The 24,358-nt window shown below is 64.4% G+C and carries 23 protein-coding genes; 8 read left to right on the plus strand and 15 right to left on the minus strand.

Annotated features, from left to right (window positions below):
- The first annotated feature begins 52 nt into the window (after nucleotides 1-52).
- Nucleotides 53-619: a 6,7-dimethyl-8-ribityllumazine synthase gene (locus MTX19_RS07685; RefSeq protein ID WP_280983098.1), complete on the plus strand. Its 567-nt coding sequence runs from the start codon at nucleotides 53-55 to the stop codon at nucleotides 617-619.
- Between the two features lie 215 nt (nucleotides 620-834).
- On the plus strand, nucleotides 835-1,641 hold the full coding sequence (locus tag MTX19_RS07690) for an SDR family oxidoreductase (protein WP_280985912.1): 807 nt from the start codon (nucleotides 835-837) through the stop codon (nucleotides 1,639-1,641).
- Between the two features lie 125 nt (nucleotides 1,642-1,766).
- On the opposite strand, the gene MTX19_RS07695 is transcribed toward MTX19_RS07690, so the two are convergent.
- From MTX19_RS07695 to MTX19_RS07720, 6 genes are all read right to left on the minus strand, one after another.
- Nucleotides 1,767-2,720 (minus strand): ribose-phosphate pyrophosphokinase, encoded by a 954-nt coding sequence (locus MTX19_RS07695; protein WP_280983100.1) that lies wholly within the window; start codon nucleotides 2,718-2,720, stop codon nucleotides 1,767-1,769.
- Nucleotides 2,721-2,889: 169 nt separating this feature from the next.
- Entirely contained in the window at nucleotides 2,890-3,513 is a 624-nt protein-coding gene (locus MTX19_RS07700) for a hypothetical protein (RefSeq protein WP_280983101.1), read from the minus strand.
- A 252-nt stretch (nucleotides 3,514-3,765) separates the two neighbouring features.
- Nucleotides 3,766-4,536 (minus strand): peptidoglycan editing factor PgeF, encoded by a 771-nt coding sequence (pgeF, locus tag MTX19_RS07705; RefSeq protein WP_280983102.1) that lies wholly within the window; start codon nucleotides 4,534-4,536, stop codon nucleotides 3,766-3,768.
- Nucleotides 4,533-5,654 (minus strand): SAM-dependent methyltransferase, encoded by a 1,122-nt coding sequence (locus MTX19_RS07710; RefSeq protein WP_280983103.1) that lies wholly within the window; start codon nucleotides 5,652-5,654, stop codon nucleotides 4,533-4,535. The genes pgeF and MTX19_RS07710 overlap by 4 nt, the downstream gene beginning before the upstream one ends.
- A 9-nt stretch (nucleotides 5,655-5,663) precedes the next feature.
- Nucleotides 5,664-6,506, minus strand: coding sequence for a prolipoprotein diacylglyceryl transferase (gene lgt, locus MTX19_RS07715; protein ID WP_280983104.1), 843 nt, complete (start codon nucleotides 6,504-6,506; stop codon nucleotides 5,664-5,666).
- A gap of 15 nt (nucleotides 6,507-6,521) precedes the next feature.
- Nucleotides 6,522-7,256, minus strand: a complete 735-nt coding sequence (locus tag MTX19_RS07720) for a dienelactone hydrolase family protein (protein WP_280983105.1) — start codon at nucleotides 7,254-7,256, stop codon at nucleotides 6,522-6,524.
- Between the two features lie 179 nt (nucleotides 7,257-7,435).
- Here MTX19_RS07720 and MTX19_RS07725 point away from each other — a divergent pair, with 179 nt between their 5' ends.
- The 4 genes from MTX19_RS07725 to ychF all read left to right on the plus strand — a co-directional run bounded on the left by MTX19_RS07725 (nucleotide 7,436) and on the right by ychF (nucleotide 10,578).
- Nucleotides 7,436-7,705 carry an accessory factor UbiK family protein gene (locus MTX19_RS07725; protein ID WP_280975892.1) on the plus strand — a complete coding sequence of 90 codons (270 nt, stop codon included), beginning with the start codon at nucleotides 7,436-7,438 and terminating at the stop codon, nucleotides 7,703-7,705.
- A 274-nt stretch (nucleotides 7,706-7,979) separates the two neighbouring features.
- Nucleotides 7,980-8,687 (plus strand): 50S ribosomal protein L25/general stress protein Ctc, encoded by a 708-nt coding sequence (locus tag MTX19_RS07730; RefSeq protein WP_280985913.1) that lies wholly within the window; start codon nucleotides 7,980-7,982, stop codon nucleotides 8,685-8,687.
- A gap of 55 nt (nucleotides 8,688-8,742) precedes the next feature.
- Nucleotides 8,743-9,348: an aminoacyl-tRNA hydrolase gene (gene pth / locus MTX19_RS07735; protein ID WP_280983106.1), complete on the plus strand. Its 606-nt coding sequence runs from the start codon at nucleotides 8,743-8,745 to the stop codon at nucleotides 9,346-9,348.
- A gap of 132 nt (nucleotides 9,349-9,480) precedes the next feature.
- Entirely contained in the window at nucleotides 9,481-10,578 is a 1,098-nt protein-coding gene (ychF, locus tag MTX19_RS07740) for a redox-regulated ATPase YchF (protein WP_280983107.1), read from the plus strand.
- Nucleotides 10,579-10,894: 316 nt separating this feature from the next.
- Here ychF and MTX19_RS07745 read toward each other — a convergent pair whose 3' ends face one another.
- The gene (locus MTX19_RS07745) at nucleotides 10,895-11,170 is read right to left on the minus strand and encodes a metal-sensitive transcriptional regulator (RefSeq protein WP_280984724.1); all 276 of its coding nucleotides are present in this window, start codon (nucleotides 11,168-11,170) and stop codon (nucleotides 10,895-10,897) included.
- Between the two features lie 95 nt (nucleotides 11,171-11,265).
- Here MTX19_RS07745 and MTX19_RS07750 point away from each other — a divergent pair, with 95 nt between their 5' ends.
- A complete protein-coding gene (locus tag MTX19_RS07750; RefSeq protein ID WP_280983108.1) occupies nucleotides 11,266-13,632 on the plus strand; it encodes a heavy metal translocating P-type ATPase in 2,367 nt (788 codons plus the stop codon).
- Nucleotides 13,633-13,796: 164 nt separating this feature from the next.
- Here the strand turns inward: MTX19_RS07750 and dapA are convergent, their stop codons facing one another.
- From dapA to trxB, 3 genes are all read right to left on the minus strand, one after another.
- Nucleotides 13,797-14,714 carry a 4-hydroxy-tetrahydrodipicolinate synthase gene (gene dapA, locus MTX19_RS07755; RefSeq protein WP_280983109.1) on the minus strand — a complete coding sequence of 306 codons (918 nt, stop codon included), beginning with the start codon at nucleotides 14,712-14,714 and terminating at the stop codon, nucleotides 13,797-13,799.
- A 562-nt stretch (nucleotides 14,715-15,276) separates the two neighbouring features.
- Nucleotides 15,277-16,200: a LysR family transcriptional regulator gene (locus MTX19_RS07760; protein ID WP_280975898.1), complete on the minus strand. Its 924-nt coding sequence runs from the start codon at nucleotides 16,198-16,200 to the stop codon at nucleotides 15,277-15,279.
- Between the two features lie 2 nt (nucleotides 16,201-16,202).
- Nucleotides 16,203-17,168: a thioredoxin-disulfide reductase gene (trxB, locus tag MTX19_RS07765; RefSeq protein WP_280983110.1), complete on the minus strand. Its 966-nt coding sequence runs from the start codon at nucleotides 17,166-17,168 to the stop codon at nucleotides 16,203-16,205.
- 293 nt (nucleotides 17,169-17,461) lie between these two features.
- Here trxB and MTX19_RS07770 point away from each other — a divergent pair, with 293 nt between their 5' ends.
- The gene (locus tag MTX19_RS07770) at nucleotides 17,462-17,941 is read left to right on the plus strand and encodes an Lrp/AsnC family transcriptional regulator (RefSeq protein WP_280983111.1); all 480 of its coding nucleotides are present in this window, start codon (nucleotides 17,462-17,464) and stop codon (nucleotides 17,939-17,941) included.
- A gap of 10 nt (nucleotides 17,942-17,951) precedes the next feature.
- On the opposite strand, the gene MTX19_RS07775 is transcribed toward MTX19_RS07770, so the two are convergent.
- The 5 genes from MTX19_RS07775 to carB all read right to left on the minus strand — a co-directional run bounded on the left by MTX19_RS07775 (nucleotide 17,952) and on the right by carB (nucleotide 24,193).
- The gene (locus tag MTX19_RS07775) at nucleotides 17,952-18,407 is read right to left on the minus strand and encodes a DoxX family protein (RefSeq protein WP_280975901.1); all 456 of its coding nucleotides are present in this window, start codon (nucleotides 18,405-18,407) and stop codon (nucleotides 17,952-17,954) included.
- 151 nt (nucleotides 18,408-18,558) lie between these two features.
- Nucleotides 18,559-18,936: a DoxX family protein gene (locus MTX19_RS07780; protein ID WP_280983112.1), complete on the minus strand. Its 378-nt coding sequence runs from the start codon at nucleotides 18,934-18,936 to the stop codon at nucleotides 18,559-18,561.
- A 304-nt stretch (nucleotides 18,937-19,240) separates the two neighbouring features.
- Entirely contained in the window at nucleotides 19,241-19,645 is a 405-nt protein-coding gene (locus MTX19_RS07785; RefSeq protein ID WP_280975902.1) for a DoxX family protein, read from the minus strand.
- Between the two features lie 407 nt (nucleotides 19,646-20,052).
- Nucleotides 20,053-20,526, minus strand: coding sequence for a transcription elongation factor GreA (gene greA, locus MTX19_RS07790; RefSeq protein WP_280975903.1), 474 nt, complete (start codon nucleotides 20,524-20,526; stop codon nucleotides 20,053-20,055).
- A 202-nt stretch (nucleotides 20,527-20,728) separates the two neighbouring features.
- Nucleotides 20,729-24,193, minus strand: coding sequence for a carbamoyl-phosphate synthase large subunit (carB, locus tag MTX19_RS07795; protein WP_280985914.1), 3,465 nt, complete (start codon nucleotides 24,191-24,193; stop codon nucleotides 20,729-20,731).
- Nucleotides 24,194-24,358: the final 165 nt, after the last annotated feature.

A 24,358-nucleotide genomic window follows, 5' to 3' on the forward strand; every position in this document is an offset into this window, starting at 1 on the left:
GGCTCTTGTCGTTGTCCGTGTGCCCTGATTCTGGTCCCGAAAGAGGAAAGCCATGAATCAGATGTTGCAAGACGCTGACGTCCAAACCTCCCAAGCAGATATCGCTCCCGAAACGCCGGCGGCTCCGCCGGTGCCAGAACATCCGCGGTTCGCAAAGCCGCAACGCGTCGCCTTTGTGCAGGCGTGCTGGCATCGCGAAGTGGTGGATGAATGCCGCATCTCCTTTCTGAAGGAGATCGAAGCGCGCCATATCACTAATGTCGACGTGTTCGAGGTGCCTGGCTCGTTCGAGATCCCGCTGCATGCGCAGATCCTGGCGAAGACACGCCGCTACACCGCAATCGTCGCCGCCGGGCTCGTCGTCGACGGCGGCATCTATCGCCATGAATTCGTCGCCGACACGGTGATCAAGGCATTGATGGAGGTGCAACTGCGCACGGAAGTGCCGGTGTTCTCCGCGGTCCTGACGCCACAGCAATTCCACGAGACCGAAGTGCATCAGGATTTCTTCCGCCGGCATTTTGTCATCAAGGGCATCGAGGCCGCGGAAGCCTGCGCCAACACGCTGCTCAGCCTGGAGCGGCTGCGCGGCCAGGTCGCGGCGGGGATCGCTGGCTAGCTAAGCGTTTTCGAGCGAAGTGGACACCGGTTCGCGTGAAGAAAACGCGTCAAACAAGAATCTAGAGCTTCGGTTCTGATTCAATCAGAACCGAAAATGCTCTAGCACCAAGGCTGCGCCAGACTCGGCGCAAACGCGATTCCGGCATGCGTGCCGGGATCGCGCACGCCTTCGGTTATGCTTGTGGGCATAAACCAAATGCGCAGGAGGTGCCCATGACTGAACACCATTCGTCCGACTGGCTCGGCCTGTCGGGCCGCGTTGCCGTCGTCACCGGCGGAGGAGGCGGCATCGGCCGTGCCACCGCGGTCAGTTTTGCGCGTGCGGGCGCCAAGGTTGCCGCGCTCGATCGCGACGAGCGCGGGCTTGCCGAGACAAAGGCAAGGCTGCGCGAATTCGGCGACGGTCACCTCGTCGCCAGCTGCGACACGACAAGCGCCGAGAGCGTTGCTGCGGCCGCCGACGCCGTCGAACGCACGCTCGGGCCGTGCGGCATTCTCGTCAACACTGCTGCCGTACTGCGCCCCGGCGGGCTCGATACGCTGGCGCTCGTGGAATGGAACGCGGTGCTTGCGGTCAACCTCACGGGCTATTTCATCTGCGCGCAAGCGTTCGGCCGTCATATGCGACAAGCCGGCCACGGCAGCATCGTCCATGTTGCTTCGATCGCCGCCAGCAACGCGCAGCAGCAGAGCGGCGCCTACAGCGTCAGCAAGGCCGCCGTCGTGATGCTGTCGCAGCAGCTCGCCGCCGAATGGGGGCCGCACGGGATCCGCAGCAACGTCGTCAGCCCGGGCCTCGTGGTCACGCCGATGAGCCAGGCCTTCTACGATACGCCTGGCGTCACCGAGCGCCGCAGCGCGGCGGTGCCGATGCGCCGGGTCGGTGCGCCGCAGGACATGGCGGACGCGATCCTGTTCCTGGCGAGCGACCGATCGTCCTACGTGAACGGGGAGGAGATCATCGTCGACGGCGGTTATGTGCGGACGCTGATGAGCCACGTTCCGCGGCCGGGATTTTGAAGGGGGATTGCGTCGGGCGGGCACAACGCAAGAGTACCCGCCAAGGCCATGGCCCCAGCCCTCGCAACAACAGCTATTGGTGCTAAAGGTCCCGGCTCGTGGCCGGGACGACAGCGAAAATTGGACTAATCGAACAGGCTCGAGACGGACTCTTCCGCCGCGGTGCGGCCGATCGCTTCGGCGATCAGTCCGGCGATCGAGATCGTGCGGATGTTCGGCGCCTTGTTGACGGCTTCCGTCGGCAGGATCGAGTCGGTGATGACCAGTTCCTTCAGCCGCGACGAGGCGATGCGCGCGGCGGCGCCGCCGGACAGCACGCCGTGGGTGATGTAGGCCGAGACCTCCTTGGCGCCGTGGGCGATCAGCGCCTCGGCCGCGTTCACCAGCGTGCCGCCGGAGTCCACGATGTCGTCGACCAGGATACAATTGTAGCCTGCGACGTCGCCAATCACGTTCATCACCTCGGATTCACCGGGGCGCTCGCGGCGCTTGTCGACGATCGCGAGCGGGGTGTTGATGCGCTTGGCGAGCCCGCGGGCGCGCGCCACGCCGCCGACATCAGGCGACACCACCATCACCTTGGCGAGGTCGAAGCGGTCGCGGATGTCGCGCACCATCAGGGGCGCTGCGTAGAGATTGTCGGTCGGGATGTCGAAGAAGCCCTGGATCTGACCGGCGTGCAGGTCGAGCGTCATGACGCGGTCGACGCCGGCGCGCGAGATCAAATTGGCGACGAGCTTGGCGGAGATCGGGGTGCGCGAGCCGGACTTGCGGTCCTGCCGGGCGTAGCCGAAATACGGCACGACCGCGGTGATGCGGCGCGCCGAGGCGCGGCGCAGCGCATCCGTGATGATCAGCAACTCCATCAGGTGGTCGTTGGCCGGATACGACGTCGATTGCAGGATGAACATGTCCGAGCCACGGATGTTCTCCTGGATTTCGACGAAGATCTCCATGTCGGCGAAACGCCGGACCACGGCCTTGGTCAGCTCGAGGCCGAGGCCTCGCGCGATGTCCTGCGCCAGCGCAGGATTGGAGTTGCCGGCGACGAGCTTGATTGATCCGTTTTTTGCCGACATTGATGCTTCCCCCCGCGACTTGCTGGATACGACGTTCAGCATCTCAAGTCCCTATAGAACCGGCGGGTTTTCGGTGCGCGAGGGAATATCAGTCAGGCGCCTTGGCTGGCAACCCATTCACGCCGTTTTCCCGGACCAAAAATGGCTCTTTTCCGGGATACCACGGGGCTTAGTTAGCAGAATATCCGAGCGCCACGGTCTCGGATGCAGCCGGCACCGGGGCGCTTGCGACCGTGGGCCCGCGCAGATCCGGCGCCGGGCTGGGGATAGGCGCCGGGCTGTCCTCCTGGCCGCCGTTGACCATGCTGGAAAGGCCGCTCAGGCCGGCCTGGGCGATCTTGCGCAGGACCAGGTCGTCGGCGGCCGCCCAGGCGTCGCGGCCGGCCTTGCCGGCGGGCTCCTCGCCGGAGAGCCGGAGCGCGCGTTGCTGGTTGCTGTCGTAGACGTCCCAGACCCACGCGATCATGGTGCGGCCCCGCACCACCTGCGCCGACAAATAGCTACGCACGCGATAGGCGGCCGTGCCTTCGCGCGACACAATCGACAGGCTGCGGAGCTTGGACTCGCTGTCGAGTACGCTCACCATGCGATCGAACACCTGAGGTGGCGGGCCGTCGATCGATTCGAACGCGACGGTCGGGCCGTTGCCCGTAGTCGCCATGGCATAGGCATCGGCCGCGCCGCCGCCATTGGCGCAACCGCCAAGCGTGCAGGCGACCGCAAGCCACGTGGCAGCAATCGCGGCACGCACCGCTGTCCCAGTTTGAAACTGGCTTTTTGACGCTTCCCTCATTGGGCCCTGCGATATCGTTAAACCGCCTTAACGTCTAGGGCAGGGAAGGCACAGACCTTAACCGATTTGACGAGTGAAGCGCTGGACGGACAGGAGCGAATTCCTTGATCGGTCAGAGGATGCGCACCGAGCGACGATCGCGGCGCATATTTGGTCCGCCATTTCACGTTCTGCAGAAGTTGACAGCACTGCCTGGGCGCCGACGCTGTACGGGAACGAAACCGGCGAAAATCGACGTGCTGTATGGACTCTCTACTCACGCGTCAGCGCGATGGCATGAACGTGGCGGCCGTAATCGCCTTCCTTGCGATGCACGGAGCGACGGTAGCTGAAAAAGCGTTCGTCGGAATAGGTGTCGATGCCGAGATCGTCGATCATCAGCACGCCGGCGTTCTCCAGCCGCATGCGGATGAAGCCTGCGAGATCGAACATCGCATGTCCGTCGCGTTCGCCTGGAATGAAGAACATGCCGTTCTCGGCGTCGGCCTCGATGAAGCGCTCGACGAATTCGCCGCCGACCTCGTAGGACTCCTGGCGGATCAGCGGACCGATCGCCGCGACGATGCCGGCGCGGTCGGCGCCGAGCTTCTCCATCACGTCGATGGTGGATTCCAGAATGCCGGTTAGCGCGCCCTTCCAACCGGCATGCGCCGCGCCGATCACCCGCGCATTGGGATCGACGAACAGGATCGGCCCGCAGTCGGCCGCCGTGACACTGATCGCGAGGCCTTCGGTCCGCGTGACGAGCGCGTCCGCCTTCGGACGCGCGGCGCCGTCCCAGGGACCGGTCGCGACCACGACGTCGGGCGAGTGGGTCTGGTGCACGCTGAGGAAATGGGGGAGCGGCACACCCAGTTGTTCAGCCATCCGCCGCCGGTTCTCGGCGACGTGCGCAGGGTCATCGCGCGAGCCGAGGCCGCCATTGAGGCCGGCATAGATGCCCAGGGAGACGCCGCCTTCGCGCGAGAAGAAAGCGTGACGCAGGCCCGGAATGGCCGACAGCAGCGGTGATCCCAATGTCATGACTCTTCGGCCTCGTCAGGCAGATCGCTCAGCCCGGCGATCGAGGTGATGCGTGGATCGGAGATCGCCATCGCCTTGAACATAGAGCCCATGCCGCCGCGGCCGGAGTCGGTCAGGCGCCTCAGCGCACCGGCGATGTCGGCCGAGACCTCCGGCGTTGCCTTCGCCATCAGGCCGGCGGCGCGGGCCTCGATACCGAGGCGCTTGAGGAAATCGCCCTGCGTCACCGGTCCGTGCACGCGCGCGCCGACATCCTCCGCGGCGCGCGCCAGCGCCTGGAAATCGACATGCGCGGTCACGTCGGCCACTCCCGGGTTCTTCAGCGGGTCGGCGAAGCTGTGGCGCGCGATGGCCTGGAAGGTGTCGCCGGCGTCGCTGCGCAGATGGCCGTAGTCGATGATCAGCGCGGCGCCGTCCTGGTCGCGTACCCGCGTTGCCAGTTTCATGATCTCGGTGTCGGGCCGCCACTCGAACACCGCGCCGAGCGGCGCGGCGCGCACCAGCGGCGGCAGCAGCACCTCGAAGTGCGGCGTCGGCTCAGCAGCGGCGCTGAAATACAGCCGGTCATTGGCATCGATCCCAACCGTGCGTTCGTGCCAGCCGGTCTCGCGCCGGACCATCTGATGGATCGGCAGCACGTCGAAATACTCGTTGGCGAGGATCACGGCCGGACCTTCCGGCACGTCGTCGATACTCGCGTGCCAGGTGATGTCGCGCACACCCGACAGCGTCGCCTGCTGTTTTTGGCGCAGCATCGGGTTAACTTCCACAAGGTGGATGCTCAGCGACTGGTAGAGCGGCGGCAGCACCCGGAGGGCGCGCAACGCGTCCGCCATCATGGTGCCACGGCCGGGGCCGAGCTCGACCAGCCGCAGCGTCGATGGTGAGCCGATCGCCTTCCAGATCGAAGCGCTCCACAGGCCAAGCAGCTCGCCGAACATCTGGCTGACTTCCGGCGACGTGGTGAAATCGCCCTCGCGTCCGAGCGGATCGCGCGACAGGTAGTAGCCGTGCTGCGGATGCATCAGGCACAATTCCATGTAGCGCCAGACCGGCATCGGCCCGGATAATTTGATCAACTTCTTGATCTCGCCCAGCAGCGGGGAAACGTCGCTCACGGAGGTCCTTTAGATCGAATCCGGCGCCGGCCCCTTCGGCTTGCGGCGCGCAGAAGCCACGATGATGATAGCGCCGACAATAATCATTGGCACCGACAGCAGCATACCCATGGTCAGTCCGCCCCACAGGAATCCGAGCTGTGGGTCAGGCTCCCGGAAAAACTCGCCGGTGATTCGGGCAAAACCGTAGAGCGTGATGAAACTGCCGAGGATCAGGCCGGGCCGCTTCAGCGCGCCCATCCGGATCATGATGGCCAGCACGGTGAACAGCAGGATGCCTTCAAGGCCGGCCTCGTAGAGCTGGCTCGGATGGCGCGGCAGCGGCCCGCCATTCGGAAAGATCATGGCCCAGGGCAGGCTCGGGTCGGCGTGGCGGCCCCACAATTCACTGTTGATGAAATTGGCGAGCCGGCCGAGGAACAGCCCGATCGGCGCGACCGCGGTGGTGATGTCGCCAAGCGAGGGGATCGAGACGTTGTTGCGGCGGGCAAACAATATCACGGCGGCGACGCAGCCGAGGAAGCCGCCGTGGAAGGACATGCCGCCCTTCCACAGTTCGAGGATTTCCGCGGGATGTGCGATGAAGAAGGGCAGATTGTAGAACAGCACGTAGCCGGTGCGGCCGCCGACGATGATGCCGATGGTGACCCAGAGGATGAAATCGTCGAGCTGCGGCAGCGTGATCGGCGCCGGCCCGCCCCACAGCCGCTCCTTCTTGATCAGCGAGCGGGCATAGATCCAGCCCAGCACGATGCCGACGATATAGGCCAGCGCGTACCAGCGGATCACGATCGGCCCGAGCGAGATCGCGACGGGGTTGAAGACCGGGAAGTCGATCAGCAGGAACGGCATCGTGCGTCTTGAGGCTCAGCTCACGAGGTTGCGGCGATAGAGGGCAAGCAGCCGCTCCCAGTGGCGTTCGGCGGCATCGCGGTCATAGACCGGGCGCTTGGGGAACGCAAAGCCGTGATGCGTGCCGGGATAGATCTCGACCTCGTTGTTCGATCCCTTCATGCCCGCCTTGACCTGCTCGATGATCTCCTGTGGCGCGTAGATATCGGTCTCGGCACAAGCGAAATAGAGTTCGGCCTTGGTCTTCGCTGCGGCGAGATGCGGGCTGTCGGGCTGGTCGGTCGCGAGATGCGTGCCGTAGATCGAGGCGGCGGCCTTGACCCGGTCGGGGAAATGCGTCGCGGCGTTCACCGCGTAGCGGCCGCTCATGCAGTAGCCGACGGTGCCGACGATCCTGGTGTTCGCGGCGTTCTCCGTCTCGGCATAGGCGAGCAGCGCCTTGGTGTCTTCCATGACCAGCGGAATATTGATGGAGTTCATGTATCCGAACATGCGCTTGCGCTCGGGCGCGTCGGGATCCGGCGGTATCGGGCCGAGCTCCATCACGCCCGACCGGTAGTAGAGATTGGGCAGCATCACGTAGTAGCCCGAGGTGCCGAGCCGGCGCGCCATGTCGCGCAACTCCTCGCGGATCGCCGGCGCATCCATGTAGAAGATCACGACGGGAAACGGTCCACCGCGCTCGGGATGGGCAATGAAGGTCGTGGTCTTGCCGTCCTTGGTCTCGATATCGACCGTGTGCTCGATCATGGCGTTCTGCTCGCGTTGTGATTTGCGATTTCTGTTGTGGGTTCAATACGATTGCAAGGAAACCGGAGCATGACAAGGCAAGCCGCAGGGAGCCTGCCATTCGCTCCGGACTTGAACCGGATCGCGCGGATCGCCATTGTCTTCCGCGCGACGTTAGCTGAACGCGGAGAGGTTGCGAGATGACTCAGACCACCAACCGGTTTTTCGACGAGATCGGCCGTCTGATGAACGATGCCGCCGGCGCGGCCCAGGGCGTCAAGCGCGAGGTCGATTCGGTCATGCGCAACCAGGCCGAACGCATCCTGCGTGACCTCGACCTGGTCAGGCGCGAGGAATTCGACGCGCTCAAGGACATGGCCCGCCTGGCGCGCGAGGAGAACGAGGCGCTGAAGGCAAGGATCGCCGCGCTGGAGGCCAAGCTCGGGGTGTCGCCGGGCACGACGGGCTGACGCACGCTGCCGCTCTGTAGCCCGGATGGAGCGAAGCGAAATCCGGGGTGACTGGCGGCGAGGGGCCCGGATTGCGTTGCGCTCCATCCGGCCTACGTCCGGTTGCTTTGGGGGAGTGCGAGCAAGAAAATTTCCTTCATTTCCTTGTCATTTCGCCCCTTTGAGGCTAAAAGCCGCCCACGTCTGCGGCCCCCGCACCCCTGGAGGCTTGCTGTGGACCTGAGCATGGGCCGCGCTGCGGCCTTTAACTTTTTAAATACAAGGACTTAACGCTATGGCGACCGTCAAGGAATTGAAGGCGACCGCGCGTCCGAAGAGCGGCAAGGGGGCCGCCCGGGCAGAGCGTCGCGCCGGGAGAGTTCCCGGAGTGATCTACGGCAACAACCAGCCCCCCGTGACCATCTCGGTCGCGGATCGCGAACTGCGTCAGCGCATTCTCGCGGGCCGGTTCCTGACCACGATCTTTGACATCGATCTCGAGGGCAAGAAGCACCGCGTGATTCCGCGCGACTTCCATCTCGATCCGGTGAAGGACTTCCCGATCCATGTCGACTTCATGCGGCTCGGCGAAGGCGCCACCATCCGCGTCAGCGTGCCGCTGCATGTCGTGAACGCGGAAACCGCCCCCGGCATCAAGCGCGGCGGCACCGTCAACATCGTCACCCACGCGCTCGACCTCGAGTGCTCGGTCGACAACATTCCGCAGTACATCGAGGCCGACGTCGGCAGTCTCGAGATCAGCCACTCGCTGCATCTCTCCGAGATCAAGCTGCCCACGGGCGTGAAGTCGCTAGCCCGCGAGGACGCGACGCTGGTCACCATCGTGGCGCCGTCGGGTTACGCCGAAGAGCAGAAAGCCGCGGCTGCGGCGGCTGCCAGTGGAACCGCTGCTCCGGCTGCGGCGGCTCCGGCCGCTGGTGCGGCGGCTCCGGCTGCGGGTGCTGCGGCTCCGGCCGCAGGTGGCGGCGACAAGAAGAAGTAATCGATCAGGTCGGCGCGCGATCATCTGATGGCGCGCCGGCACGGGATGCCGCGCCATGCGCCTCTTTGTCGGTCTCGGTAATCCCGGCGCGAAATACGCCAGCAACCGGCACAATATCGGGTTCCTGACGGTCGACGAGATTGCGCGGCGTCATGGTTTCGCACCATGGCGCCGTCGCTTTCAGGGCGAAGCCTCCGAAGGCGTGCTGGACCGCGCGAAGGTCGTGCTGTTGAAGCCGACCACCTACATGAACGAGTCCGGGCGCGCGGTGCAGGAGGCGGCGAGCTTCTTCAAGCTTGCATCCAGCGACGTCACCGTGTTCCAGGACGAACTCGAACTGCCACCGGGCAAGCTGCGCGTGAAGATCGGCGGCGGGATCGCCGGGCACAACGGGCTGCGCTCGATCTCCGCGCATATCGGAAACGAGTATCGCCGCGTGCGGCTCGGGATCGGTCATCCCGGCGTCAAGGAGCTGGTGCACCACCACGTGCTGTCGGACTTCGCCAAGAGCGACCGGCCGTGGGTCGAGGCGTTGTGCGCGGCGATTGCCGACAACGCCGGCCTGCTGGCGACGGGGCACGATGCGTCGTTCGCCAACAAGGTGCATCTGACGATGCAGGCCAAGGGATTTTTCGACACCAAGGAAGAGGGTACGAAGTAGACCCTCGTCATCGCCGGGCTTGACCCGGCGATCCATTTTTCAAGTGGGATGGATACGCGGATCAAGCCCGCGTATGACGACCTCACTCAATTCAACCGCGCAGCGCGAGCGCGCGAGATATCGGGACGAACAATGGGATTCAAATGCGGGATCGTCGGGCTGCCTAACGTCGGCAAGTCGACGCTGTTCAACGCGCTGACCGAGACGGCGGCGGCGCAGGCGGCGAACTATCCGTTCTGCACCATCGAGCCGAATGTCGGCGAGGTGGCGGTGCCCGATCCGCGGCTGGAGAAGCTCGCGGCGGTCGCCAAATCCGCGCAGATCATCCCGACCCGGCTGACCTTCGTCGATATCGCCGGCCTTGTCCGCGGCGCCTCCAAGGGCGAAGGGCTCGGCAACCAGTTCCTTGCCAACATCCGCGAGGTCGATGCGATCGCGCATGTGGTGCGCTGCTTCGAGGATTCCGACATCACGCATGTCGAAGGCAAGATCGCGCCGCTCGCAGACATCGAGACCATCGAGACCGAACTGATGCTCGCCGATCTCGACAGCCTGGAGAAGCGCGTCGACAATCTCTCGAAGAAGGCCAAGGGCAACGACAAGGAGGCCAAGGAACAGCTCGAGCTCGTCAACCGCGCGCTGGTGCTGCTGCGCGACGGCAAGCCGGCCCGTGCGTTGGAGCGCAAGCCGGAGGAGGAGCGCGCCTTCCGCATGCTCGGCCTCTTGACGTCGAAGCCCGTGCTTTACGTCTGCAATGTCGAGGAAGGCTCCGCCAAGGACGGCAACAATTTCTCAAAAGCGGTGTTCGAGCGCGCCAAGGAAGAGGGCGCGGTCGCTGTTGTCATCTCAGCCAAGATCGAGTCCGAGATCGCGACGCTGTCGCGTGAGGAGCGTGCCGATTTCCTGGAGACGCTGGGCCTCGAAGAGGCCGGGCTCGATCGCCTGATCCGCGCCGGCTACAAGCTGCTCGATCTCATCACCTATTTCACCGTCGGGCCGAAGGAGGCCCGCGCCTGGACCATCGACCGCGGCACCAAGGCCCCTGCAGCGGCCGGCGTGATCCATACCGATTTCGAGAAGGGTTTCATCCGCGCCGAGACCATCGCCTATGACGACTACATCGCAGGCAATGGCGAAGCCGGTGCGCGCGACGCCGGCAAGCTGCGGCTCGAGGGCAAGGATTACGTCGTCGCCGACGGCGACGTGATGCACTTCCGCTTCAATACCTGACCGCGAACTCTTCCGGCTGACACGCTTCTTCTCCCTCTCCCGCTTGCGGGAGAGGTCAATCGCATAGCCGGTTGTGCTGCGCGTTCGATGTCTGTGGTTGGTTGGTCTACCCACAAACTCGTCATGCCCGGGCTTGTCCTGGCTTGTCCCGGGCATCCACGTCTTTGGTTTTCAATGTGAAGAAAGACGTGGATGGCCGGGACAAGCCCGGCCATGACGACGTGGAAACGCCAGCCTCGGAGCCCGCCGATATGCGATAGCCCTGCGTTTGCGGAAGAGGTGAGGCGGACTCGGGGCTAGTTGTCCGCTTCCTGATTCACCGGTCCGCGCGGCCGATCACATCCATCAGCTCGGCGATCTTGCGCCGCTGGTCGGTCTTGTCGCCGGACGAGATCGCATGTTCCACGCAATGGGCGACATGATCGCGCAGGATCTCCTCCTCGACGCGGCGCAACGCCGCGCGCGCGGCGCCGATCTGCGTCACCACGTCGATGCAGTAGCGGTCTTCCTCGACCATGCCGGCGAGGCCCCGGATCTGACCTTCGATCCGTTTGAGCCTTTTTAAGCAGGATGCCTTGATCTCTTCCCTCATAGGCGTCATATACCCCCATAGGGTATATAAATCAAGAGACCGGGACACCGGCCGGGAAGAGTTTCGTGGCACACGCAGAACACGACCATTCACGCATGGATCATAACCACCATCACGGCGCGGCCGAGCATTCCTGCTGCGGCGGCACGCACGGGCACGGCGACAAGCCGGACGAGGCGGCCCTCGCGATCGATCCGGTCTGCGGCATGAAGGTCAATCCCGCGACCGCCAAGCACCGCTTCAGCTACAAGGGTAAGGACTACTTCTTCTGCAGCGGCCGCTGCCGCGAGCGCTTCGAGGCCGAGCCTGAGAAGTTCCTGAAGCCGCGCGAGCCAGAGCAGCCTGCGCCCGCGGGCACGATCTACACTTGCCCGATGCATCCGGAGGTGCGTCAGGTCGGTCCCGGCAGTTGCCCGATTTGCGGCATGGCGCTTGAGCCCGAGCAGGTCTCGCTCGGCGACGGACCCGATCCGGAATTGATCGACATGACCAGGCGCTTCTGGATCGGGCTGGCGCTCACGGTGCCCGTGTTCGTGCTCGAGATGGGAAGTCATCTCGGGCTGATGCATCTGGTGCCTCAGACCTGGTCGAACTGGATCTCGTTCGTGCTGGCGACACCCGTCGTGCTGTGGGCCGGCGCGCCGTTCTTCGTGCGCGGCTGGCAGTCGCTGGTCACGCGCAATCTCAACATGTTCACGCTGATCGCGATGGGCACCGGCGTTGCTTATCTCTACAGCGTCGTCGCCACTTTGGCGCCGCAGCTGTTTCCGCCGGCCTTCCGCGACATGCATGGCGCGGTCGCGGTTTACTTCGAGGCGGCCGCCGTCATCACCGTGCTCGTCCTGCTCGGTCAGGTGCTGGAGCTGCGCGCCCGGGCGCGGACCTCGGGCGCGATTCGCGCGCTGCTCGGCCTTGCGCCGAAGACCGCGCGGCGCATCGCCGATCACGGCGATGAGGACGTCGCGATCGACGAAATCAAGGTCGGCGATCGCCTGCGGGTACGGCCCGGCGAGAAGATCCCGGTCGACGGCGTCGTCATCGAGGGCCGGGCGGTGATCGATGAGTCCATGGTCACCGGTGAGTCGATGCCGGTCACGAAGGCCGAGGGCGACAATGTGATCGGCGGCACCGTCAACCAGAGCGGCGGCCTCGTGATGCGCGCCGAGAAGATCGGCCGCGACACCATGCTGTCGCGCATTGTCGACATGGTGGCGAAGGCGCAACGCTCGCGCGCGCCGATCCAGCGGCTCGCCGACCGCGTCGCCGGCTGGTTCGTGCCGGCGGTGATCGCCGCGGCCGTGCTCGCCTTCATCGCGTGGGCGAGCTTCGGGCCGGAGCCGCGCCTGACCTTCGCCCTGGTCGCCGCCGTCACGGTCCTGATCATCGCCTGTCCCTGCGCGCTTGGGCTCGCGACACCGATGTCGATCATGGTCGGCGTCGGTCGCGGCGCGCATTCCGGCATCCTGATCCGCGATGCGCAGGCGCTGGAGCGGATGGAGGCGGTCGACACACTCGTCATCGACAAGACCGGTACACTCACCGAGGGCAAGCCGAAGGTCGCGAGGATCATTCCCGCCGACGGCTTCGACGAGAGCGGCCTGTTGCGCCTTGCGGCGAGCGTCGAGCAGGGCAGCGAACATCCGTTGGCGCAGGCAATCATCGCCGAGGCCGCGCAGCGCAACATCGGGCTCGTCGCGATCAGCGATTTTGCCTCATCCTCCGGCAAGGGGGCGACAGCCACGGTCGGCGGCAGGCAGGTTGCGCTCGGCAATGCCATGCTGATGCGCGAACTCAAGGTTGCGACGTCGACGCTGGACCAGGCCGCCGAGACCGCGCGCCGGGACGGCGCGACCGCGATCTATGTCGCGGTCGATAGCCGCGTCGCTGGCGTGATCGCAATCGCCGATCCGGTCAAGGTGTCGGCGGCGAACGCGCTGCGGGCGCTGCGCGCCGGCGGCCTGCGTATCGTGATGCTGACTGGCGACAATGAGACCACGGCGCGCGCGGTGGCGCGCACGCTCGGCATCGACGAGGTCGAGGCGGGCGTTCTGCCGGAGCGCAAGAGCGAGGTCGTGCAGCGGCTGCGCGGCGAGGGCCGCACGGTCGCGATGGCGGGCGACGGCATCAATGACGCACCGGCACTGGCGGCGGCCGACGTCGGCATCGCCATGGGCGGCGGCACCGACGTCGCGATCGAGAGCGCCGGCATCACGCTGTTGACCGGCGACCTGATGGGCCTCGTCCGGGCGCGGCGGCTGTCGGTCGCAACGATGCGCAACATCCGCCGGAACCTAGCGTTCGCCTTCGTCTACAACGCCGCGGGCGTGCCGATCGCGGCCGGCGTGCTCTATCCGGTGTTCGGCATCCTGCTCTCGCCGATGGTCGGCGCCGCCGCGATGGCGCTGTCCTCGGTCAGTGTCATCGGCAATGCGCTGCGCCTGGCGAGAGCGAAGCTGGATTGAGCCGGCCTTTACTTCGCCCCGCGTGCGGGGAGAGCTCGGCGCGCATCGCGAGATGCGATCCGGGTGAGCGGGAGCCTCCGCGAGTCCATCTCCCGCCATTGTTGCGAAGTCAGCCCTCACCCCAACCCTCTCCCCGCAAGAGCGGGGAGAGGGAGAACTGGCAGCTACGCGCTCTGCAGCACGCGTGGCGCGCGGCATTCGATCTCGGCGTCGAGCAAGGTCGCGAGGTCCACGCTCACCTCGACCATCGGCAGCCGCACCTCGGGGCTTTCGATCAATCCCGTCCGCCACAGCCAGTGCTTGGCCGGCGCCGGGCTCGGCTCGGCGAACAACAGCTTGGTCAGGCCGCCGACGCTCTGCCAGGCGGCCAGCGCCGCATCGCGGTTGCCCTGCTTCAGCAGCGTTCTGATCGAGGCGAAGGTTGCGGTCTGAAGATGCGCCGATAGTAAAATCGCGCCATCGGCGCCATCGGAGAGCGCGTCGAATGTCTGCGGGTCCTCTCCGGTCAGCACGCGGAAGTCCGCCGGCCGCCGGTTGAGGAAGTCGATCGTCTGCGCGCGGTCGGCGCAGCAATCCTTCATGCCGACGATGTTGGGATGCTGGGCGAGCGTCAGCAGCGTCTCGTTGGTCAGGTTCACCGCCGTGCGGTAGGGGATGTTGTAGAGCACGATCGGCGAGGCGGTGTGGTCGGCGAGCGCGGTGAAGTGCTGCAACAGCCCGCGCTGCGACGGGCGCGTGTAGTACGGACTGGCGATGAGATAGCCGCTGATCGGCCAGTCGGCGGTGTCGTCGAGCGCATCCTTCATCCTGGCGGTGCTGGCGCCGGACAGCCCGAGACACACCGGCAAATGGCGGGAGCTGGCACTGAGCTCGGCGAGCACCACGCTGACCAGGCTCTCCAGCTCGTCCGTGCTGAGCGACATGCCTTCACCGGAGGTTGCACCGAGGATGAGGCCGTCGACGGGGCCGCTGGCGTAGTGCCGCACCAGGCGGCGCAACGATATGACGTCGAGTTCGCCGTCGCGAAATGGCGTGATCAGCGGCAGCCAGAGGCCCTGCAATTGCTGTTGTAGATCGGTCATGGTCCATCTCCTTGAGAGGGCAAAGCCGGAGACGGGACCAACAAGAAACCCCGTCCATGCGGCGGGGTTTCGGGATCGTTCAAATGCGAGATGATCTTATCGCGCGCGATCTCGTGTCCCCGGGAGGGGACCTTTTTTCGACGACAGAACGGCGCACGAAGTCGTAATCATCGAACAATGATGCTGCGCCGCGTGGTTGTTGTCAATGCGCGTGTTGACTGTGACGTGCGGCGCACGGAAAGGACGTAAAGCGCATGAGCGCGACGCACAGCACCGACATCACGCATCGATGAAAAGAAAAAAAGCCGGGCTCGATAGAGCCCGGCTTGAGGTATTGGCCACGTGAGGCCGACACAATCACCTTCCAAGAGGGATTACTGAACTTCCGCGCCACTGGAGGAGGGGGACATATGCGCAACGCGAACGCTCAGCGTGCAAACACTATGATCCTCATCGGCACCATGCAGCAACCGTCGAGGTCGCATGTCAGACATGCGGAGACTTGGGGGGCGTCTCGGGGCAGCGCGGAGCCCTATAACTAAAGCGTATAAGGGCCGCTTAATCAGGACGGCCAGCGCTGCGCCTTGCTGACCACGAAGTCGCGGAACACCTGCACCCGCGCCACAGTCTTCAACTCTTCCGGATAGACGAAGTAGGTGTCCAGCGCGATCGAGTCGGACTCGCCGAACAGTTGCACGAGACGGCTGTCCTCTTCGACCAGATAGTCCGGCAGTGCGGCGATGCCGAGCCCCTGCTGGCAGGCGCGCACCAAGCCCAGGATATTGTTGACCTTGAAGAAGGGCTCGCGCGGTCCGGAGCCGTTGCGCCCAGCATCAATCAGCCAGCTGCGGTTCTGCAAGTGCGGCAGCACCTGGGCGTCGCCGAGCATGATGATGCGGTGCTGGTCGAGATCATCGAGCGTCCGCGGCGTGCCGAAGCGCTTGATGTATTCCGGCGAGCAATAGGCGTGGAAGCCGATCGAGAACAGCTTGCGCTGGATCAGGTCCGGCTGCGTCGGCTTGCGGGTGCGGATCGCGACGTCAGCTTCGCGCATCGACAGATCGAGATCCTCGTCGGTGACGATCAGCGAGACCCGAATGTCCGGATAGAGCGCGGTGAACTCGTCAAGCCGCGGGATCAGCCAGTTGATGCCGAGCCCCTGTGGCGTCGTGATCTTGAGGTCGCCACTCGGCCGCTCGCGGCTGTCGGTGAGTTTTGCGCGCGCCGCCTGTAGCTGCATGAAGACGTCATGCGCGGTGCGGAAGAGCAAGTCGCCCTGCTCGGTGAGGATCAGGCCGCGGGCGTGGCGGTGAAACAGCGAGACCGCCAGCTCCTGCTCGAGCGCGCTGACCTGGCGGGAAACCGCCGATTGCGAAAGCCCAAGCTGCTCACCGGCATGCGTGAAGCTGCCCGCTTCCGCCGCAGCGTGAAAGACCTTCAGCTTGTCCCAGTCCATATCCGTAAATCCGTCGCGAGATCGTGCCATGATTATTCCGCCGCTGCGCGATCGCTCGCGCGAAGTGCCAGGAAGCGCTCTGCCTCGAGCGCCGCCATGCAGCCGAGGCCGGCGGCGGTGACCGCCTGCCGATAGGTTTCATCCGCCACGTCGCCGGCGGCGAACAGGCCGGGGACGGAGGTCGCCGTCGAGTTCGGCGCCACTTCGACATAGCCTGACGGTTTCAGCTTGATCTGGCCTTTGACCAATTCGGTCGCCGGCGCGTGACCGATCGCGATGAAGACGCCGTCGGTGCGCAGCTCCGTCAGCGCGCGTGTCTTGACGTTCTTCAGCCGCACATGGGTGACCTTGCTCGGGTTCTCGGACCCGCAGATCTCGTCGATGATGGAGTCCCACACCACCTTGATCTTGGGGTGTTTGAACAGCCGCTCCTGCAGGATGCGCTCGGCGCGGAAATGATCGCGGCGATGCACGATGGTGACCTGGGAGGCGTGATTGGTCAGGAACAGAGCTTCCTCGACCGCGGTGTTGCCGCCGCCGACCACCACGACTTCCTTGCCCCGATAGAAGAAGCCGTCGCAGGTCGCGCAGGCCGAGACGCCAAACCCCTTGAACTTCTCTTCCGACGGCAGCCCGAGCCAGCGGGCCTGGGCGCCGGTGGCGAGCACCACGGTTTCGGCGAGATAGACGTCGCCGGAGTCGCAGGTCAGGCGGAACGGCCGTTGGCCGAGTTCCAGCTTGTTGACGTGGTCGGTGACGATCTTGGTGCCGACATGGGCTGCCTGCTTCTCCATCTGCTCCATCAGCCAGGGGCCCTGGATGACGTCAGCGAAGCCCGGATAGTTCTCCACGTCGGTGGTAATGGTGAGCTGCCCGCCCGGCTGGATGCCCTGGATCAGCACCGGCTCGAGCATTGCGCGTGCTGCGTAGATCGCTGCGGTGTACGCGGCGGGGCCGGACCCGATGATGACGATCTTGGCGTGAACAGGCGCGGGCATTAGCAGATCCCTCTCTTCTGGGGACTTTGGTCAGGACTTGTGTGGGAAGCGCCCCGGAAAGACGTCGCGGCGGCACCAAAAGTGTCAAATCCAAGTCTAGGATATCTGGTTAGCTATGCAAGATTTGCAATCCATAGCGGCGAATTTTCCCCGGAACTGAAATCAAAATCGCGAAATCGTGCGCTGCACGCGCAATAAAATTGCGCATCGCGCGCCGCCTGCGCTATGAGAGTTGCTGGCAAATTTGCCGAACTTTCAAGCCCCCCAAGGGAACTCAAGGGAACTGTAGTCGCGTGTCGAAGAACCTTGACGAGATCGACCTCAAAATCCTCGCCGAGATCCAGGCTGATGGCCGAATCACCAATGTGGAACTGGCGAAACGTGTCGGTATCTCGCCGCCGCCCTGCCTGCGCAGGGTCCGGGCGCTGGAGGAGGAAGGCTACATCCAGGGATACCGCGGCCTGCTCGATCCCCGTCGTCTCGGGTTCGATGTTACCGTCTTCGCGTCGGTGCATCTGTCGAGCCAGGCTGATGCCGATCTGCGCGCCTTCGAGGATTTCGTCCGCGCCGAGCCGCTGGTGCGGGAGTGCTGGATGCTGTCGGGCGAGGTCGATTTCATCCTCAAATGCGTCGCGCCCGACATGGCGACGTTCCAGGACTTCGTCACGCACCTAACCGCCGCGCCGCATGTGCGCAATGTCAGGACGTCGCTGGTGCTGCACAATTCGAAATACGAGGCCGCCGTGCCGCTGGATCTCAAGGCGGCGGGCTGAGAGGCCTGCGCTATTCGGCAGCTTGCCTGAAGGGCGGCCGTTCCTCATCGCGCGACTTGCGCCGCTTGCTGATCGCGGCATCGACGCTCACCGGTCCGCTGCCGGCGGCCGACAGGTAGAGACAGGCGAAGCAGAACAGGATCGCAGCGGTTCCGCCATTGTTGAGCGGCAGCAGCACCGGCTCGCCGGTTTTCAACATATGGCCAAGGAAGTAGGCGAAGGCCATCTCGCCCGACAGAATGAAGGCCGTGATCCGCGTGAGCAGGCCGACCATCAACAGCGCACCGAACACGAGTTCAAGCGCACCTGCGGTCACGATCAGTGGAGGCGGATTGGCGAAATACGCGAGTGCAGGGAACTTGAAGATTTTCGCGACGCCGTACTGGAATAGAAGCAGGCCAGTGATGAATCGGAACAGGCTCAAGACATATGGCCGATAGGCTGCGCCAAGACGATCGAAGTTCATCGTGCTCTCCACCACTCGTCCCAGCGTCAACGACAGCCGAGGCGGTTGGTTCAAGCAGCGGCGATCGGGAAATCGGCAACGATGCGCGCTCACCGCTTTGTGTAGAGTCGATGCTGGAACTCGCGCGACGGTGTTTCCCTGCCTTGGCTCGCTATCGCTTGCGCAGGGCTGCGTCGAGCGACCATGGGCCGCCGCCCGCGAAGGCAAGATAGAGAAAGGTGAAGCAGAGGCTGACCGGGAGATCGCCGTCGCTCAGGACCGGAAAATGCTCGATGAAAGAGGCGGCCGCCATTTCGCCGGAAAGGATGAAGGCCGCCGCTCGGGTGAAAAGGCCAAGGATCAACAGCGTGCCGCCGACCAGTTCGAACATGCCGGCGATGCCCCAGAGCGAGGACAACTTCAAGTTCGTGAACATCTCGACGGCCGGCCAACCAAACAGCTTGGCAAGGCCGTATTGCAGGAGGATCAGCCCGAGGACGATCCTCAAGATACTGAGGATGCGAGGTGCCCAAATGGTGTCGAGGATCATCGATCTCTCCAGAGTGCGCACGACGGCGCGGACACTGGAGACCTGATCGGTGGCGTCGTCAAACGGTTATTCCGTCACGGCCCGGTGGCGGTGCGGCGACGTGCGAAGCGTCAGGACGTCGCGGGTGTCTCACAATTCGAAATATGAGGCGCCGTGCCGATTGAAGTGAAGGGGCGGTTCATGTCATTCCGGGGGCGCATCGAAAATGCGCCACCGGAATCTCGAAATTTCCAGTGCGCTGCCGCGATCTGGTCCTGCGGACCAGCCCGGAATGACGATGTTGGTGAGAGCGAGATTGCTTTAGCTACTTCTTCTTCCGCATCTCGTCGACACTGATCGGCCCGCCACCCGAGGTCGCGATGTAAAGGCAGGCGAAGCAGAACAGGATTGCGGCAGTGCCGCCATTGTTGAGCGGATGAAGCACCGGCTCGGCGGGATTCTTGAACACGTGCCCGATGAAATAAGCGAAAGCCATTTCGCCCGACAGGATGAACGCGGCCGGTCGCGTGAACAGGCCGATGATCAACAGCGCACCCAGCACGAGTTCGAGCCAGCCGGCGGTCATGATCAGCGGCGGCGGGTTGGCGAAATAGGCGAGCGCCGGAAACTTCAACACCTTGGCGACGCCATACTGAAGCAGCAATAGCCCCGTAATGAATCGAAACAGGCTGAGCGCCGTCGGCTGCCATCTGGCGAGAGCTTGGTCCATGTCATTTTCCCCTGTTGGACACGCTGAAGTTCGAAGTTCCGCAGGATTGCATTCTACGTGGAGTTCGTCTCCAGCGTGTGATGCCAACGCCCCGCGACAAAGTCATTCCAGGCGTTGGGCTCGCGCCTTGGCAGCGCAGCAGAACGCGTCGGCGGCGTGCCGCTGTCGGCAAGCCGCATGCACATCGCGCATGCGGCTCGCTTCAAGCACTGCGCGAAGCGCGGCTTCTGTCAGCGGACGGCCATTTAGTTATGATTTATAATCAATCCCGGGATCATCCATTAACAAGTTAATCAGTTATGGCAACTCACAATTGTGTCAGCGCCTGTGGATGAAGCCCGCCCGCGAGCGACGAAAAAGCCGCGCTGGAAAACGCGGCTCTTTCGCTGGCTCTGCATAGAATAAATCTATCGCCACTCGACCTTGGTGATCTCGTAGGCCTTGGCGCCGCCGGGCGCCATCACTTCCACGGTGGTGCCCTTCTTCTTGCCGATCAGCGCGCGCGCGAGCGGCGAGGTGATGGAGATGCGGCCCTTCTTGGCGTCGGCCTCGACCTCGCCGACGATCTGCCACACCGCTTTCTTCTCGGTGTCCTCGTCGACCAGCGTCACGGTGGCGCCGAACTTGATGGTATCGCCGGAGAGCTTCGAGATGTCGATGACGTCGGCGCGCGCGAGCTTGTCTTCGAGCTCGGCGATGCGGCCTTCGTTGTGCGACTGCTCTTCCTTGGCGGCGTGATACTCGGCGTTTTCAGAGAGATCGCCGTGCGAGCGCGCCTCCGCGATGTGTTCGATGATGCGCGGACGATCTACCGATTGGCGATGCTTCAATTCGTCCGTCAGTGCGGCGTACCCACCCGCTGTCATCGGAACCTTTTCCATCATCTTCGTCCTTTTCCCGTGCACGCATCCAACGCGCACGAGATTATCGAGTTCAGCTAACGCAGGAATCTGGGCGTAAGGAGTGCCCGGAAGCCCAGTGATTTTCGGCCCCGCTAAGGGCCGTGACAACATCCAATCGCGCGGTGAGTTCCAGCCGTTCGGCTAATTGCTGACCGTTTCGGACCTTCGGCCCGGGCAGCGGTCAGCTTTCGGAAAAGTAACTCTGAAGCGTGCGGACCTCAAGGTCTCCGTCCCGATAGGCCCGGATCCCCCGCGCTGCCGCCACCGCGCCGGAAAGAGTGGTGTAATACGGCACTTTATGCAAGAGGGCAGCGCGCCGCAGCGAGCGGCTGTCGGCCAGCGCCTGCGGACCCTCGGTGGTATTGAAGACCAGCTGGACGTCGCCGTTGGTGATGGCGTCGACGATGTGGGGGCGTCCCTCGAGCACCTTGTTCACTTTTTCCGTCGGTACGCCGTTGTCGCTGAGATAGCGCTGCGTCCCCGAGGTCGCCATCACTTTGAAGCCGAGCGAGTGCAAGAGCCGCACCGCATCTGCGATGCGCGTCTTGTCGTCGCCGCGCACCGAGACAAACACCGTGCCTCGTCGCGGCACACGCGTGCCGCCGCCGAGCTGGCTCTTCGCGAACGCGACCTCGAACGAGCGATCGATGCCCATCACCTCGCCGGTCGAACGCATCTCCGGTCCGAGCACGGTGTCGACGCCCGGGAAGCGCGCGAATGGGAACACCGATTCCTTGACGCCGACGTGGTCGAGCTTCTTCTTCTTCAGCTTGAAGTCGGCGAGCTTCTCGCCGGCCATGATCCGCGCGGCGATCTTGGCGACCGGCGTGCCGATCACTTTGGCGACGAACGGCACCGTGCGCGATGCGCGCGGGTTGACCTCGAGCACGTAGATCGCGCCGTCCTTGATGGCGTATTGCACGTTCATCAGGCCGACCACGTCGAGGCCGAGCGCGAGCTCGCGAGTTTGCCGCTCCAGCTCCTCGATCATTTTCGCATCGAGCGAGTGCGGCGGCAGCGAGCAGGCGGAGTCGCCGGAGTGGATGCCGGCTTCCTCGATGTGCTCCATGATGCCGACGACGAAGACGTCGTTGCCGTCGCAGAGACAATCGACGTCGACCTCGGTCGCGTCGGACAGATAGCGGTCGAACAACAGCGGGTTCTTGCCGAGCACGGTGTTGATCTGCCCGGTCTTGTCGTTCGGGTAGCGCGCCTTCACGTCGGCCGGCACGAGCTCGGGCAGCGTCCCGAGCAGATAATCGTTGAGCTGGTTCTCCTCGCGGATGATCTGCATCGCGCGGCCGCCCAGCACGTAGGATGGACGCACCACCAGCGGCAGGCCGAGATCGGCCGCCACCAGGCGGGCCTGCTCGACCGAATAGGCGATGCCGTTCTTCGGCTGCTTGAGGCGGAGCTTGTCGAGGATGCGCTTGAAGCGGTCACGGTCCTCAGCGAGGTCGATCGCGTCGGGCGAGGTGCCGAGGATCGGCACTTCGGCGGCTTCCAACGCGCGCGCCAGCTTCAGCGGGGTCTGGCCGCCGAACTGCACGATCACGCCGTGCAGCGTGCCGTTCTTGCGTTCGGTCGCGATGATCTCCAGCACGTCTTCGGCGGTCAGCGGCTCGAAGTAGAGGCGATCGGCGGTGTCGTAGTCGGTCGATACCGTCTCCGGATTGCAGTTGACCATGATGGTCTCGTAGCCGGCATCAGCGAGCGCGAAGCAGGCGTGGCAGCAGCAATAGTCGAACTCGATGCCCTGGCCGATGCGGTTCGGTCCGCCGCCGAGGATGATCACCTTCTTCCTGTCGGACGGAGCGCTTTCGTCGGCCGCCGCACCCGCGAATGGCGCTTCGTAGGTCGAGTACATATAGGCCGTGGGCGAGGCGAACTCGGCGGCGCAGGTGTCGATCCGCTTGTACACGGGACGGATGCCGAGCGCGTGGCGCCTCGCGGTTACCTCGGCCTCGGTGGTTTCGGTCAGAACCGCAAGCCGCGCATCCGAGAAGCCCATCGCCTTCAGCATGCGCATGCCGTAGCCGTTCGGCGGCAGGCCGTTCTTGCGGACCTTGTCCTCGATCTCGACAATGCCGCGCATCTCGGCGAGGAACCAGGGATCGATCTTGCAGGAATTGAAGATCTCCTCGTTCGACCAGCCAAGCCGCATCGCCTGCGCGACCTGCAGCAGGCGGTTCGGCGTCGGCGTGCCGAGCGCGGCGCGGATCGCGTTCTTGTCATCGCTGCGGCCGAGGCCCTCGATCTCGATCTCGTCGAGGCCGGTCAGCCCGGTCTCGAGCCCGCGCAGGGCCTTCTGCAGGCTCTCCTGGAAGGTGCGGCCGATCGCCATCACCTCGCCGACCGACTTCATCGAGGTCGTCAGCGTGGAGGAGGCGCCGGGGAATTTCTCGAATGCGAAGCGCGGGATCTTGGTGACGACGTAGTCGATGGTCGGCTCGAACGAGGCGGGCGTGGCGCCGCCGGTGATGTCGTTGGCGATCTCGTCCAGCGTGTAGCCGATCGCGAGCTTCGCCGCGACCTTGGCGATCGGGAAGCCGGTGGCCTTGGAGGCCAGCGCCGAGGAGCGCGACACGCGCGGATTCATCTCGATCACGACCATGCGGCCGTCGTCCGGATTGATGCCGAACTGCACGTTGGAGCCGCCGGTCTCGACGCCGATCTCGCGCAGCACTGCGATCGATGCGTCGCGCATGATCTGGTATTCCTTGTCGGTGAGCGTCAGCGCCGGCGCCACCGTGATGGAATCGCCGGTGTGCACGCCCATCGGGTCGACGTTCTCGATCGAGCAGATGATGATGCAATTGTCCTTCTTGTCGCGCACCACCTCCATCTCGTACTCTTTCCAGCCGAGAACGGATTCCTCGATCAGCACCTCGTTGGTCGGCGAGGCGTCGAGGCCGCGCTCGATGATGTCGAGATACTCTTCCTTGTTGTAGGCGATGCCGCCGCCGGTGCCGCCGAGCGTGAAGGAGGGGCGGATGATCGCGGGCAGACCGATGTCGGACAATGCCATCAGCGCTTCGGCAAGTGCCTGCTGCTGGTAGCGCTTGCGCCGCTCGTTCTCACCGGCATCCCATTGCCGCTCGAACTCTTCGAGCTCGGCGCCGGACAGCCTGGCGCGGTCGGCAAGGTATTGGTCGCGGTCGGATTTCTTGAGCGCCGAGGCGTTGGCGAGCCGCGACTTCGGCGTCTGCAGCCCGATCTTCTCCATGGCGTTGCGGAACAGCTGCCGGTCCTCGGCCTTGTCGATGGCGTCCGCCGTAGCGCCGATCATCTCGACGTCGAACTTCTCCAGCGTGCCGTGCTTGCGCAGGGACAGCGCGCAGTTCAGCGCGGTCTGCCCGCCCATGGTCGGCAGCAGCGCGAAGCCGCCGGGGATGACATGGCGCTCCTTCTCGATGATCTTGGCGACGATTTCGGGCGTGATCGGCTCGATATAGGTTGCGTCCGCGAGCTCCGGGTCGGTCATGATCGTCGCCGGGTTGGAATTGACCAGGACGATCCGATAGCCCTCTTCCCTCAGCGTCTTGCAGGCCTGCGTGCCGGAATAGTCGAATTCGCAGGCCTGGCCGATCACGATGGGACCGGCGCCGATGATCAGGATGGTGGAGATGTCGGTTCTTTTGGGCATCAGGTCTCGCGGACTGGAACTTGGGCACAAAAAAAGGGCGCGCGTTCCGCGCGTCCCTCGAGCCTAGAAGCGCGATCCCTCGCGCGCGGGTGGTCTTTAGACCAGTTTCCGCACCCGCGAAACCCCCAAGAGGGCCCAATCAACCGCGATTCTGGGGGAAATTCT

Origin of the sequence: Bradyrhizobium sp. ISRA464 (assembly GCF_029910095.1) — a bacterium.
GTDB lineage: Bacteria > Pseudomonadota > Alphaproteobacteria > Rhizobiales > Xanthobacteraceae > Bradyrhizobium.

Excerpts from the sequence above, each read along its gene's own strand:
- MTX19_RS07685 (WP_280983098.1), top strand. The coding sequence starts at position 53 with ATGAATCAGATGTTGCAAGACGCTGACGTCCAAACCTCCCAAGCAGAT.
- MTX19_RS07690 (WP_280985912.1), top strand. The coding sequence starts at position 835 with ATGACTGAACACCATTCGTCCGACTGGCTCGGCCTGTCGGGCCGCGTT.
- MTX19_RS07695 (WP_280983100.1), bottom strand. The coding sequence starts at position 2,720 with ATGTCGGCAAAAAACGGATCAATCAAGCTCGTCGCCGGCAACTCCAAT.
- MTX19_RS07700 (WP_280983101.1), bottom strand. The coding sequence starts at position 3,513 with ATGAGGGAAGCGTCAAAAAGCCAGTTTCAAACTGGGACAGCGGTGCGT.
- pgeF (WP_280983102.1), bottom strand. The coding sequence starts at position 4,536 with ATGACATTGGGATCACCGCTGCTGTCGGCCATTCCGGGCCTGCGTCAC.
- lgt (WP_280983104.1), bottom strand. The coding sequence starts at position 6,506 with ATGCCGTTCCTGCTGATCGACTTCCCGGTCTTCAACCCCGTCGCGATC.
- MTX19_RS07720 (WP_280983105.1), bottom strand. The coding sequence starts at position 7,256 with ATGATCGAGCACACGGTCGATATCGAGACCAAGGACGGCAAGACCACG.
- MTX19_RS07725 (WP_280975892.1), top strand. The coding sequence starts at position 7,436 with ATGACTCAGACCACCAACCGGTTTTTCGACGAGATCGGCCGTCTGATG.
- MTX19_RS07730 (WP_280985913.1), top strand. The coding sequence starts at position 7,980 with ATGGCGACCGTCAAGGAATTGAAGGCGACCGCGCGTCCGAAGAGCGGC.
- pth (WP_280983106.1), top strand. The coding sequence starts at position 8,743 with ATGCGCCTCTTTGTCGGTCTCGGTAATCCCGGCGCGAAATACGCCAGC.
- ychF (WP_280983107.1), top strand. The coding sequence starts at position 9,481 with ATGGGATTCAAATGCGGGATCGTCGGGCTGCCTAACGTCGGCAAGTCG.
- MTX19_RS07745 (WP_280984724.1), bottom strand. The coding sequence starts at position 11,170 with ATGAGGGAAGAGATCAAGGCATCCTGCTTAAAAAGGCTCAAACGGATC.
- MTX19_RS07750 (WP_280983108.1), top strand. The coding sequence starts at position 11,266 with ATGGATCATAACCACCATCACGGCGCGGCCGAGCATTCCTGCTGCGGC.
- dapA (WP_280983109.1), bottom strand. The coding sequence starts at position 14,714 with ATGACCGATCTACAACAGCAATTGCAGGGCCTCTGGCTGCCGCTGATC.
- MTX19_RS07760 (WP_280975898.1), bottom strand. The coding sequence starts at position 16,200 with ATGGCACGATCTCGCGACGGATTTACGGATATGGACTGGGACAAGCTG.
- trxB (WP_280983110.1), bottom strand. The coding sequence starts at position 17,168 with ATGCCCGCGCCTGTTCACGCCAAGATCGTCATCATCGGGTCCGGCCCC.
- MTX19_RS07775 (WP_280975901.1), bottom strand. The coding sequence starts at position 18,407 with ATGAACTTCGATCGTCTTGGCGCAGCCTATCGGCCATATGTCTTGAGC.
- MTX19_RS07780 (WP_280983112.1), bottom strand. The coding sequence starts at position 18,936 with ATGATCCTCGACACCATTTGGGCACCTCGCATCCTCAGTATCTTGAGG.
- MTX19_RS07785 (WP_280975902.1), bottom strand. The coding sequence starts at position 19,645 with ATGGACCAAGCTCTCGCCAGATGGCAGCCGACGGCGCTCAGCCTGTTT.
- greA (WP_280975903.1), bottom strand. The coding sequence starts at position 20,526 with ATGGAAAAGGTTCCGATGACAGCGGGTGGGTACGCCGCACTGACGGAC.
- carB (WP_280985914.1), bottom strand. The coding sequence starts at position 24,193 with ATGCCCAAAAGAACCGACATCTCCACCATCCTGATCATCGGCGCCGGT.